Annotated in this window: 10 protein-coding genes and 1 pseudogene; 3 read left to right on the plus strand and 8 right to left on the minus strand. The window is 63.8% G+C overall.

What is annotated here, in order from left to right; genetic code table 11:
- Positions 1-70: 70 nt before the first annotated feature.
- Together E4L98_RS15720 and E4L98_RS15725 are read right to left on the minus strand one after the other, a co-directional pair.
- On the minus strand, positions 71-1,342 hold the full coding sequence (locus E4L98_RS15720) for an EAL and HDOD domain-containing protein (protein ID WP_135202497.1): 1,272 nt from the start codon (positions 1,340-1,342) through the stop codon (positions 71-73).
- A 43-nt stretch (positions 1,343-1,385) separates the two neighbouring features.
- Positions 1,386-2,342, minus strand: a complete 957-nt coding sequence (locus E4L98_RS15725; protein WP_135202498.1) for a 23S rRNA (adenine(2030)-N(6))-methyltransferase RlmJ — start codon at positions 2,340-2,342, stop codon at positions 1,386-1,388.
- Positions 2,343-2,497: 155 nt separating this feature from the next.
- Here E4L98_RS15725 and E4L98_RS15730 point away from each other — a divergent pair, with 155 nt between their 5' ends.
- Both E4L98_RS15730 and E4L98_RS15735 read left to right on the plus strand, forming a co-directional pair.
- Positions 2,498-2,755 carry a hypothetical protein gene (locus tag E4L98_RS15730; RefSeq protein WP_135202499.1) on the plus strand — a complete coding sequence of 86 codons (258 nt, stop codon included), beginning with the start codon at positions 2,498-2,500 and terminating at the stop codon, positions 2,753-2,755.
- Complete coding sequence (locus E4L98_RS15735) at positions 2,752-2,976, plus strand: hypothetical protein (protein ID WP_135202500.1); 225 nt, start codon at positions 2,752-2,754, stop codon at positions 2,974-2,976. Before E4L98_RS15730 ends, E4L98_RS15735 begins: the two co-directional genes overlap by 4 nt.
- Positions 2,977-3,056: 80 nt before the next feature.
- Here the strand turns inward: E4L98_RS15735 and aceA are convergent, their stop codons facing one another.
- The 3 genes from aceA to E4L98_RS15750 form a co-directional block, all read right to left on the minus strand.
- On the minus strand, positions 3,057-4,355 hold the full coding sequence (gene aceA / locus E4L98_RS15740) for an isocitrate lyase (protein ID WP_135202501.1): 1,299 nt from the start codon (positions 4,353-4,355) through the stop codon (positions 3,057-3,059).
- Between the two features lie 324 nt (positions 4,356-4,679).
- Positions 4,680-5,174, minus strand: coding sequence for a ribonuclease E activity regulator RraA (rraA, locus tag E4L98_RS15745; protein WP_135202502.1), 495 nt, complete (start codon positions 5,172-5,174; stop codon positions 4,680-4,682).
- 36 nt (positions 5,175-5,210) lie between these two features.
- The gene (locus E4L98_RS15750; RefSeq protein WP_135202503.1) at positions 5,211-6,431 is read right to left on the minus strand and encodes an MFS transporter; all 1,221 of its coding nucleotides are present in this window, start codon (positions 6,429-6,431) and stop codon (positions 5,211-5,213) included.
- Between the two features lie 86 nt (positions 6,432-6,517).
- Here E4L98_RS15750 and E4L98_RS15755 point away from each other — a divergent pair, with 86 nt between their 5' ends.
- Positions 6,518-7,327: a helix-turn-helix transcriptional regulator gene (locus tag E4L98_RS15755; protein ID WP_135202504.1), complete on the plus strand. Its 810-nt coding sequence runs from the start codon at positions 6,518-6,520 to the stop codon at positions 7,325-7,327.
- 152 nt (positions 7,328-7,479) lie between these two features.
- On the opposite strand, the gene clpB is transcribed toward E4L98_RS15755, so the two are convergent.
- The 3 genes and pseudogenes from clpB to E4L98_RS15770 all read right to left on the minus strand — a co-directional run.
- Entirely contained in the window at positions 7,480-10,077 is a 2,598-nt protein-coding gene (gene clpB, locus E4L98_RS15760) for an ATP-dependent chaperone ClpB (protein ID WP_135202505.1), read from the minus strand.
- Positions 10,078-10,151: 74 nt separating this feature from the next.
- Positions 10,152-10,616: a molybdopterin synthase catalytic subunit MoaE gene (moaE, locus tag E4L98_RS15765; protein WP_135202506.1), complete on the minus strand. Its 465-nt coding sequence runs from the start codon at positions 10,614-10,616 to the stop codon at positions 10,152-10,154.
- A pseudogene (locus tag E4L98_RS15770) lies at positions 10,613-11,244 on the minus strand (DUF349 domain-containing protein); the annotation flags it as partial. The pseudogene E4L98_RS15770 and the gene moaE, both read right to left, overlap by 4 nt.

Here is an 11,244-nt window from a genome sequence, read left to right on the forward strand (position 1 = left end):
TCGCACACGGGCTCTGCCGTAGCGGCCGCTACGGCAGAGCCCGTGTGCGATTGGCGGAACTGACCCCGGATCAGGAATAGCCGCGGTTGTATTCGGTGACCCATTCGATGGCGGCCAGCTGGATGGCGTACAGCTCGGCCGGCTTCAGTTCCAGCGCATGCAGCATCTGCGCCAGGCGCTGGCCGTCGCGGCCGCGCTCCAGGTGTTCGATCAGGCTGAGCATGGCGCCGTAGTCGCCGCCGCGGTGCAGCAGCGCGTCGCGCACTTCGTCCAGCACGTTGACGCTTTCCAGCACGTCGTGCATGTGGATCGAGAACAGGGTGTCCATCAGCGACATCACGCCCACCGTGAAGCCGATGTCGGCGCTGACGCGCTGCTCCGGCTTGCGGTATTCGGTCATCAGTTCCAGCATCTTGCCGCGCGTGGTGGCCAGTTGCAGCAGCGGCGAGGTGAATTCCTGGGTGCCGCCGTTTTTGACGTACAGCAGGATCTGCAGCCAGCGCTTCAGCTGACGCCGCCCCAGCACCATCAGCGCGTGGCCGACCGAGTTGATGCGGTAGCGCGCGCCCACCGCCGGCGTGTTCACCAGCCGCAGCAGGTTTAAGGTGATCAGGGCGTCGTGCTTGACGCTGCGCTCGATTTCCTGGCTGCTGGCGTCGGTGTCGATCAGGTCCAGCAGGTGCAGCACGCTCAGCTGCGATGGCGAGATCTTTTTGCCGCTCAGGATCACCGGCCGCGCAAAGTAATAGCCCTGGAAGTATTCAAAGCCGAGGTCCATGCACTCCTGGAATTCCTCGACGGTCTCGACTTTCTCGGCCAGCAGCTTCTGTTGCGGATTTTTCAGCACGCGCGCCAGCGCCGGCAAGGTGCCGGGCCGCATGTCCTTGATGTCGACCTTGATCACATCGCACAGCGGCATCAGCTTTTGCACGTCGTCCGACTGACCGATCACGTCGTCCAGCGCGAAGCGGAAGCCGGAGCGCTTGAGCTCACGGATGCGCGCCAGCACTTCCGGCGTGGCCTTCACCGTCTCCAGGATCTCCAGCACCACCTTGTCGTTCGGCAGGAATCGGATGAAGTCGCTCATCAAGCCGACCGTGTCGACGTTGACGAACGCCATCTGGTCGCCCACCACCTGCCCCATGCCCAGCTGGGAGGCGTGCGCGATCACGGTGCAGGTGGCTTCGGTGTCGTCGGTGATGGCGGCGCCGTTGTAGGCGGCCGCGTCGCGGAAAAGCAATTCATAGGCCACCAGCCGCTGCCCCCGGTTGAGGATGGGCTGGCGCGCGAGGAAGAAGTTATCTGCTAATTTGGATGGCGCCGGCGACGAGGCTAACATCATGGGTAGCTCCCATTGCGATCACATCTTCCCAGCCTATACCCAACTATGCCGTCTTGACAATGTTTTTCTGCCGTGCGGGCGGTCGGCGCTCGCCACTGTTGCGCGCTGAGCTTGCCTGAGTGCCGGTTTCCAGCGTAAAGCGCGCGCCGCTGTCCTTGGCCAGCGCCTTGACCAGCCACGGCATCACCTGTTTCAGCATCGGCTCCAGCGTGTACGGCGGGTTCAGGATGAACATGCCGCTGCTGTGCAGGCCGAAGCCGTCCGGGGTCGGCTTGCGCGTGGTCAGCACCACGTTGAGCCAGCTGCTGGCCGGCAAGGTCTTGAGTTTGTCGGCAAACAAGCGCGATTCCGGACGGCTCAGCAGCGGATACCAGACCGCGTACGTGCCGGTCGGGAAGCGTTTCAGCGCGTCTTCCAGCGCATCTTTGGTCTTTTTATAGTCCTGCTTGTCTTCGTATGGCGGGTCGATCAGCACCAGCGCGCGGCGCGACGGCGGCGGCAGCAGCGCCTTCAGCGAAGCGAAGCCGTCGCTGCGGGTGACCAGCACGCGCTTGCCGCGCACGGTCGGGCGCACGCCTTGCGCCGCCGCATGCTCTTCCAGCTTGCGGAAGTTATCGGCCAGCAGCTTGGCATCGGCCGGGTGCAGTTCGAACAGGCGGATACGGTCCTGCTCGCGCGCCACCTGCTCGGCGATGTAGGGCGAGCCCGGGTAGTAGCGCATCTTGCCGCTCGGGTTCATGGCCTTGATCAGGGCGACGTATTCCTGGATCGGCGCCGGCATCTCGTTCAGGTTCCACAGCGAGCCGATGCCGGTCTCGGACTCGCCGCTCTTGGTGGCAAACGCGCCATCCAGTTCATAGACGCCGGCGCCCGAGTGCGTGTCGATGTAGGTATAGGCCACATCTTTCTGGTTCAGGTACTGGAGCAACTGGATGGTGACGAAGTGCTTGAGCACGTCGGCGTGGTTACCCGCGTGGAAGGCGTGGCGGTAAGAGAACATAAGCGGCGATTCCTGATTGATTCAATCCGACATTATCCCTCAGAACCGGCGCCCGGCCAAAAAACCGGCCATATCGTTTGCGTCAAAGTGCTGACGGATGGGCTGACTAAGATGGAATTGCCGCATCCGCGGCATTCTTTCTGAAGGAGGAGATTATGGCTTTTAACAACGTAGGGCCGCTGACCTTCCTGGCTCCGGGTCAGACGGCGTTCTGGAGCTACACCTACGGCGCCGACCACGGCACGCAGTTCGCCTCGGCCGACGTCAAGACGCCCAACCAGGGGGCGGTGCACCTGGCCGACCAGCAGCGCAAGCGCAAGGACAACAATGGCAACGCCACGTATTTCGTTGCCATCCACAACCAGGGCGTCGGCGGCTGCTTCCACAACCTGCAAGGCGGAGGCATGTCATGAAGATGACCATCGTAACCGATGCGCACGGCAATGTGCTGGGCGCCGTTCAGGGCCACAACCTGTCGGAAAACAAGGACGGCGTGGAAGCCACCGTGTCGTTCGCGCCCGGCCATTCCTGCCACATGGTCGAAGTCGACGACGACCTGACCACGGTCGACGACGTCGATGAATTCCAGCAGCGCCTGCGCCGCCATCTGCAGCAGCACCAGCAGCAGCCGTGAAACGGCAAGGCCGCGGCGATTGTGTCGCCGCGGCCTCTAAGTGGGGAGGTGTCGCCTCCCTCTTCTCCTTCCGACTCCTCTTAAGCTACTTTCTTGGCATCGAAGAATTGCTCATCTTCAGTCGAACCGTGCAGCGCGGTGGTCGACGACTGGCCGTTCTGGATGGTCTGGGTGACCGCGTCGAAGTAGCCGGTGCCGACTTCGCGCTGATGCTTGACCGCGGTGAAGCCCTTCTCGGCGGCGGCGAATTCCGCTTCCTGCAGCTCGACGAAGGCCGACATCTGCCGGCGCGCATAGCCGTGCGCCAGGTTGAACATGCCGTAGTTCAGTGCGTGGAAGCCGGCCAGGGTGATGAACTGGAACTTGTAGCCCATCGCGCCCAGCTCCTTCTGGAACTTGGCGATGGTGGCGTCGTCCAGGTTCTTCTTCCAGTTGAACGATGGCGAGCAGTTATAGGCCAGCATCTTGCCGGGGAACTTGGCGTGCACGGCGTCGGCGAACGCCTTGGCGAAGGCCAGGTCCGGCTTGCCGGTTTCGCACCACACCAGGTCGGCGTACGGCGCGTAGGCCAGCGCACGCGAGATCGACTGTTCCAGGCCGTTGCGCACCTTGTAAAAGCCCTCCACCGTACGTTCGCCGGTACAGAACGGCTGGTCGTTGGCGTCCACGTCCGAGGTCAGCAGGTCGGCCGCCTCGGCGTCGGTGCGGGCGATCACCAGGGTCGACGTGCCCATCACGTCGGCCGCCAGGCGGGCGGCGGTCAGTTTTTCCACCGCCTCGCGGGTCGGCACCAGCACCTTGCCGCCCATGTGACCGCATTTTTTCACCGACGCCAGCTGGTCTTCGAAGTGCACGCCCGCGGCGCCCGCCTCGATCATCGATTTCATCAGCTCGAAGGCGTTCAGCACGCCGCCGAAGCCGGCTTCGGCGTCGGCCACGATGGGCGCGAAGAAGTCGATGTCATCCTTGCCCTCCGACCACTGGATCTGGTCGGCGCGCTGGAAGGTGTTGTTGATGCGACGCACCACCATCGGCACCGAATTGGCCGGATACAGCGACTGGTCGGGATACATTTCACCGGCCAGGTTGGCGTCGCCGGCGACCTGCCAGCCGGACAGGTAGATGGCTTTCAGGCCGGCCTTCACCTGCTGCATCGCCTGGTTGCCGGTCAGCGCACCCAGCGCGTTGACGAAGGGCTCGTTATTCACCAGGTTCCACAGTTTCTCGGCGCCGCGCTTGGCCAGCGTGTGTTCGATCTGGATCGAGCCGCGCAGACGCACCACGTCTTCGGCGGTGTAGCTGCGGGTCACGCCTTTCCAGCGCGGATTGGTGTCCCAGTCTTTTTGCAGTTCTGCGATTTGCTGTTCACGAGTGGCCATGGTGTTCTCCTATTTCTCAGACAAGTTAAAAACGAAACCGTTAGAGAAATAATAGGCCTTTTTGTGCCGCGCACCAATACTCTTATATAAGACACATAACTAAATTAATTCAATTTAAAATCATATACTTAATTAATATTTTCCATGATACGAAACATAATTTCTCACCGTGGAAGATATTCATGCTGCGTTAACACATCATTTTTCAAGATATGAAACGCCACTCTCGCATGATGAAAAATCAGCGAAAAATAGCGGAAAAATAGACGGGAACGGTGATGCGGCCATCCAACACTTGCACTTCAGCATGGACGCCGAGCTGGTTCATGCCAGCTTTTGTTGCGCCACCAACACACCATCCGCATCGGCATAAATCCAGTCGCCCGGATTGACCGGCACGCCGGCAATCTGGACCCGCACATTGCGCTCGCCGGCGCCCTTCTTGTTCGGCTTGCGCGGATGGGCGGCCAGCGCCAGCACGCCAATCTCGCAGGCATTGAGTTCGTCGGTGTCGCGCACGCAGCCATCGACGATGATGCCGGCCCAGTTGTTATCCTGCGCCAGCAGCCCCAGCTGACCGCCGACCAGCGCACGGCGCAGGCTGCCGCCGCCATCGACCACCAGTACCGCACCGTCGCCCGGGGTTTCCAGCGTGGCGCGCACCAGCGCATTATCCTCGTGCACCTTGAGCGTCACCACGCGGCCGGAAAAGCGCAGACGCTTGCCCCAATGCCTGAACACCGGCGGCAGCACGGCCAGGCGACCGTCATCGAGCAGATTGGTGTTGTCGTCGCATAAATCGGTGGTGGCAAAGCTCATGGCGGCTCCTTGCATAGTTATTAAGATACTCAAATTCTATGCGGTTTTCGGCAAGGCGGCCATGCGGCTGTTGCTGTGGACGCCCAGCGTGGTCAGGATCACCAGCGCCTGGAACAGGCCGATGAAGACGAAGACGGCGGCCGGATGATGGGCATCCATCAGCGCGCCGAACAGCAGCGGTCCCAGCGCCAGGCCGCTGTCCAGGCCGGAATACACGACGCCGAACACCCGGCCGGTGGCGTTGGCCGGCGCGGCGGCGCGTATCATCAGGTCGCGCGACGGGCCGGCGATGCCGGTCACCAGGCCGATCAGCCCCATCAGCACCACCGCCATCCAGGCCGGCACCGCGGCCGCCGCCAGCACCAGCGCCAGCACCGCCGCCGAGGCGAACGCCAGCATGATGATGCGATCATGGTTGCGGCTGCCCGCGCCCAGGAAGCCGCCATAGGCCATGCCGGCCGCCGACGCGAACATGAAGCAGGTGTAGGCCGAGGTGGCCGTCGCCAGCGACATGCCGTACAAACTGACCAGGCTGGTCGCGGCAAACGTCTGGATGCCGGCCAGCGCCACGGCGGAAATCAGGAAGAAGGCAAAGCACAGCCACACCACTTTCAGCTTCAGGAAGCCGAACGGGCTGGCCGCCTCGGCCGCCTTGCCCGGCGCCGCCGTCGCGGCCGGCGCGGGACGCAGCGCATGACGATTGGCGACCAGCAGCGCCAGCACCGCCAGCGGCAGCAAGGCGGCGCACAGCAGCGCGGTGCGCCAGTCGGTGCGCCCGGCCATGAAGGTCAAAAACAGCGGCGACAGCGCCCAGCCGATATTGCCGCTGATGCCATGCACCGAAAAACCGTGCGCCAGCCGGGCCTTGGACACGCGCTGGTTCAGCAAGGTGTAATCGGCCGGATGAAACACGCTGTTGCCGCAGCCGGCCAGCAAGGCGCCCAGCATCAGCTGCACATAGCTGTGGGCGCTGGACAGCATCACCGCCGACAGCCCCAGCAGCGCGATGCCGCTGAACAGCACGGTGCGCGCGCCGAGACGGTCGACCACGAAGCCGGCCATCGCCTGCCCCACGCCGGACACCACAAAGAAAATCGTCATCAGCAGTCCCAGCTCCGAGTAGCTGAGGCCGAATTCGGGCTTGAGCCACGGGATCAGCGCCGCCAGGATCACGTGATAAAAATGCGAGGTGCCGTGCGCCAGACCGACCAGCGTGATCACGCGGGCGTCCTGGCGCAGCAAAGTGGTGTCGTTCATGCGGTTCTCCAGAGTAATGCCTCAGTGTAGGCAAATTGCCATGGTCTGATTTAAGATAGGGCGACAACATTTATCGCATTTCCGCCATGGCCATCCCTATCGTCACCCATACCCATTTCAACTGGCATTGCGATTTCCCGGACGAACACCGGCCGCTGACCATGGCCGGCCGCGACCTGCAAGCCAACGCCACGCTGGCGCCGCACGACCATCCCTGGGGCCAGTTCACCTATGCCGTGCAGGGCGTGATGCGCATCGACGCCAACCGCAGCAGCTGGATCGTGCCGCCGCAGCGCGCCATCTGGATTCCGCCCGACGTGGTACACAGCGTGACCGTGCTGGAAGCCACGCACCTGCGCCCGCTGTGCGTGTACGCCGGCCGCGCGCCCTTTCCCGGCAACGAATGCAAGCTGGTGGAACTATCGAGCCTGCTGCGCGAACTGCTGGCGGCGCTGGAACAGCACGACCGGCAGGAACATTCGGCGCGCGAACAGCTGCTGATGGAACTGATCCTGGACGAAATTCCGCGCTGCGCGGTGCGCCCGGTGCGGGTGCCGCTGCCGGCGGACAAACGGCTGAAAGCCCTGTGCGACGCCCTGATCGCCGAACCCGGCGCCGAACTGACACTGGCCGGCTGGGCAGGTCGCGTCGGCGCTTCCGAGCGCACACTGGCGCGCCTGTTCGAGCGCGAACTGGGCATGGGCTTCAGCCAGTGGCGCCAGAAGGTCCGCCTGGCCCACGCGGCGCCGCTGATCACGCGCGGCGTGCCGCTGTCGCAGGTGTCGGCCGAGCTGGGTTATGCCAGCCAATCCGCCTTCTCGGCGATGTTCAAGAAAACTTTTGGATGCTCTCCGTCTACATTCTTCGCTGGCGCCGGACAAACCACGGTACAGTAATCGCACCCAAGCACTTGACCATTAGCGGGCGGACGACGCGCCGTACCGCGCCAAGCGCGACGGCCGCAACCGCATCGTCCATTCCTGCTGAAACCGTCGGGGACAGACCACGATTGCAGAACATTGCAAAATCGTGGTCTGTCCCCGAACGGTTAGCTGAACAGCAGTTGGCCGTCGCGGGCATCGACGTGGATGGTGTCTTTCGGCCCGAACCTGCCTTGCAGGATCAGCTTGGACAGCGGATTCTCGATCTCCTGCTGGATCGCCCGTTTCAGCGGCCGCGCGCCATACACCGGATCGTAGCCCGCCTCGGCGATCTTCTGCAGCGCGGCATCGGTGACGTCCATGCCGATCTCCAGCTTCGCCAGACGCTGGCGCAGGGTGGCCAGCTGAATCCGCGCAATCGCGCCGATGTTCTTCTCATCCAGACCGTGGAAGACCACAATCTCGTCGATCCGGTTGATGAACTCCGGACGGAAGTGCGAGCGCACCTCGGCCATCACGGCCAGCTTCACCACGCCCGGATCCGAGTCTTCCATCGACTGGATCTTGTGCGAGCCCAGGTTGGAGGTCATGATGATCACGGTGTTCTTGAAGTCCACCGTGCGGCCCTGGCCATCGGTCATGCGGCCGTCGTCCAGCGCCTGCAGCAGCACGTTGAACACGTCAGGATGCGCCTTTTCCACCTCGTCCAGCAGGATCACGCTGTACGGCTTGCGGCGCACGGCCTCGGTCAGATAGCCGCCCTCGTCGTAGCCGACATAGCCCGGCGGCGCGCCGATCAGGCGGGCCACCGAATGCTTCTCCATGAACTCGCTCATGTCGATGCGGATCAGCGATTCCTCGGTATCGAACAGGAAGCCGGCCAGCGCCTTGGTCAGCTCGGTCTTGCCGACGCCGGTCGGTCCCAGGAACAGGAACGAGCCGTACGGACGGTTCGGATCGGCCAGGCCGGCGCGCGAACGGCGGATGGCGTCGGCCACGGCGTTGATCGCCTCGTCCTGGCCCACCACACGCTCGTGCAGCTTCTCTTCGATGTGCAGCAGCTTCTCGCGCTCGCCCTGCATCATGCGCGAGACCGGGATGCCGGTCGCGCGCGACACCACCTCGGCGATTTCCTCGGCGCCGACTTCGGTGCGCAGCAGCTTTTGCTTGGGCGGCGTGTTCTTTTCCAGCGACACGCCGTTGAGCGAGGCCGCCTCGGCGCGCTTCAGCTCCGCTTCCAGTTCCGGCAGCCGGCCATATTGCAGCTCCGAGACGCGCTGCCAGTTGCTTTCGCGCGTGGCCTGCTCCATCTGCAGCTTGATGCGGTCGATCTCTTCCTTGATGTGAGTACTGCCCTGCACCACCGCCTTCTCGGCCTTGAGAATTTCCTCGAAATCGTTCAACTCGCGCTGCAAACGCACGATTTCTTCCTCGATCAGCTCCAGGCGCTTGCGCGAGCCCTCATCCTTCTCCTTCTTGACGGCTTCCTTCTCGATCTTCAACTGGATCAGGCGGCGCTCGAGCTTGTCCATTACCTCCGGCTTGGAATCGATCTCGATCTTGATCTTGGCGGCCGCCTCGTCGATCAGGTCGATCGCCTTGTCGGGCAGGAAGCGGTCGGTGATGTAGCGGTGCGACAGTTCCGCCGCCGCGATGATGGCCGCGTCGGAAATCGCCACCTGGTGGTGCAGCTCATACTTGTCCTGCAGACCGCGCAGAATCGCGATGGTGTCTTCCACCGACGGCTCGTCGACCAGGATCTTCTGGAAGCGCCGTTCCAGCGCCGGATCCTTCTCGATGTATTTGCGGTACTCGTCCAGCGTGGTGGCGCCGACGCAGTGCAGCTCGCCGCGCGCCAGCGCCGGCTTCAGCATATTGCCGGCGTCCATCGCGCCCTCGGCCTTGCCGGCGCCCACCATGGTGTGCATCTCGTCGATGAAGACGATGGTCTGGCCTTCGTCCATGGCCAGTTCCTTCAGCACCGCCTTCAGGCGCTCCTCGAACTCGCCGCGGAACTTGGCGCCCGCCACCAGCGCCGCCATGTCCAGCGCCAGCACGCGCTTGCCCTTGAGCGAATCGGGCACCTCGTTGTTGACGATGCGCTGCGCCAGCCCTTCGACGATGGCGGTCTTGCCCACGCCCGGCTCGCCGATCAGCACCGGATTGTTCTTGCTGCGCCGCTGCAATACCTGGATCGCGCGGCGAATCTCGTCGTCGCGGCCGATCACCGGGTCGAGCTTGCCCATGCGGGCGCGCTCGGTCAGGTCCAGCGTGTATTTTTTCAGCGCCTCGCGCTGGCCTTCGGCGTCGGCGTTGTCCACCTTGGCGCCGCCGCGCACGGTGTCGATGGCGGCCTCCAGCGACTTGCGGGTCAAGCCGTTTTCGCGCGCCAAGGTACCGGCGTCCGATTTGTCGTCGGTCAGCGCCAGCAGCACCATTTCGCTGGAGATGAACTGGTCAGCGCGCTTCTGCGCTTCCTTGTCGGCCAGGTTGAGGATGTTGACCAGCTCGCGGCTGGCCTGGGTGTTGCCGCCGGTGCCAGACACCTTGGGCAGCCGCTCCAGCGCCGCGGTCAACGCCTTGGTCAGCCCGCCGACGTTGACGCCGGCGCGCTGCAACAGCGAGCGCGCGCTGCCGTCGTCCTGGTTCAGCAGGGCCAGCAGCAGGTGCACCGGCTCGATGTATTGATTGTCATTGCCCACGGCCAGACTCTGCGAGTCAGACAGGGCTTCCTGGAGTTTGGTGGTGAGTTTGTCTTGACGCATGGAAGTGCTCCGGTATTTTTAACTATCGCTAACATAGGGTTGAGCAATTAGTTTTCAAGGAGCCAATTCCGCATTTAACGCACTTGCCACTTTTTTAATGCATCATCATCGCTGACACGGGCATCGACCCAGCGCGCGCCGCCCGGCGTCTGCTCCTTTTTCCAGAACGGCGCCTCGGTCTTCAGGTAGTCGATGATGAACTCGCAAGCGGCAAACGCCTCCCCCCGGTGCGCCGAGGTCACCGCCACCAGCACGATCTGATCCTTGGGCTTGAGCGGGCCGACGCGGTGGATCACCAGCGCGCTGAAGACCGGCCAACGCTGCTTCGCCTGATCGATGATGGCGCTGATCGACTGCTCGGTCATGCCGGGGTAATGCTCCAGCTCCATTTCCGACACGCTGGCGCCCTCGTTCAGGTCGCGCACCGTGCCGACGAAAGTAACAATACCCCCAACCTTGGGGTGATCGGCGCGCAATTGCGCCACTTCCGCGGACAGATCGAAATCCTCGGTCTGGATCCGCACTTCGCTCAGGCTCATGCGCGCTCCGAGGCGCCGATGCGGCGGAACAATTGCTCGATGCGGCTGGCCGTGCGGGCGTCGGCCAGCGCCGGCATGGCGCACAGCTGCAGGTAGGCGGCCGTGGCGCTCTGCGGCTTTTGCCCCGACTTCAGCGACGATTGCAGCACTTCCACCTGCATCTTCAGGCGGTCGCGCGCGAATTCGGCGCCGCTGTCGACGCCGGCCACGATTTCCAGACGCAGCACCTCGTCCAGCAGCTTGCCGCGGTTGTTTTCCAGTTGCCGGGCGTAAGCGCCGCGCTGGCCGTCCAGTGCCGCCAGCGCGGCGTTGAAGCGGCCATGCAGCGTGCGTTCGTATTCCTGGGCCAGCGGCGGCAGCGCCGACCAGCGCGCCTGCCAGTCGGCGGCGTCGATCTCGCCGCCGTCGCCGATGGCCGCTTCCAGCGATTGCGTCAGCCGCAGCTTGTCGCGCAGCGCGTTGGCTTGCGCGGCGCCGGCGCGGCGCTTGATCGCGTCGGCCTGGGCCTGCACCGTTGCCACCGCATCCTGGTAGCGCTTGTTGATGCGCTGCTCGGCGGCGCGCGGCACGATGCCGCTGGCGTTCCAGGCGGCCGAGGCGTCCTTCAGGGTCTTCGCGATCGCGGCCA

It is taken from the genome of Duganella callida, from assembly GCF_004614165.1.
Classification (GTDB): domain Bacteria; phylum Pseudomonadota; class Gammaproteobacteria; order Burkholderiales; family Burkholderiaceae_D; genus Rugamonas; species Rugamonas callida.

Coding starts and splice junctions, on each gene's coding strand:
- E4L98_RS15720 (WP_135202497.1), bottom strand. CDS start 1,342: ATGATGTTAGCCTCGTCGCCGGCGCCATCCAAATTAGCAGATAACTTC.
- moaE (WP_135202506.1), bottom strand. CDS start 10,616: ATGAGCCTGAGCGAAGTGCGGATCCAGACCGAGGATTTCGATCTGTCC.
- aceA (WP_135202501.1), bottom strand. CDS start 4,355: ATGGCCACTCGTGAACAGCAAATCGCAGAACTGCAAAAAGACTGGGAC.
- rraA (WP_135202502.1), bottom strand. CDS start 5,174: ATGAGCTTTGCCACCACCGATTTATGCGACGACAACACCAATCTGCTC.
- clpB (WP_135202505.1), bottom strand. CDS start 10,077: ATGCGTCAAGACAAACTCACCACCAAACTCCAGGAAGCCCTGTCTGAC.
- E4L98_RS15730 (WP_135202499.1), top strand. CDS start 2,498: ATGGCTTTTAACAACGTAGGGCCGCTGACCTTCCTGGCTCCGGGTCAG.
- E4L98_RS15755 (WP_135202504.1), top strand. CDS start 6,518: ATGGCCATCCCTATCGTCACCCATACCCATTTCAACTGGCATTGCGAT.
- E4L98_RS15735 (WP_135202500.1), top strand. CDS start 2,752: ATGAAGATGACCATCGTAACCGATGCGCACGGCAATGTGCTGGGCGCC.
- E4L98_RS15750 (WP_135202503.1), bottom strand. CDS start 6,431: ATGAACGACACCACTTTGCTGCGCCAGGACGCCCGCGTGATCACGCTG.
- E4L98_RS15725 (WP_135202498.1), bottom strand. CDS start 2,342: ATGTTCTCTTACCGCCACGCCTTCCACGCGGGTAACCACGCCGACGTG.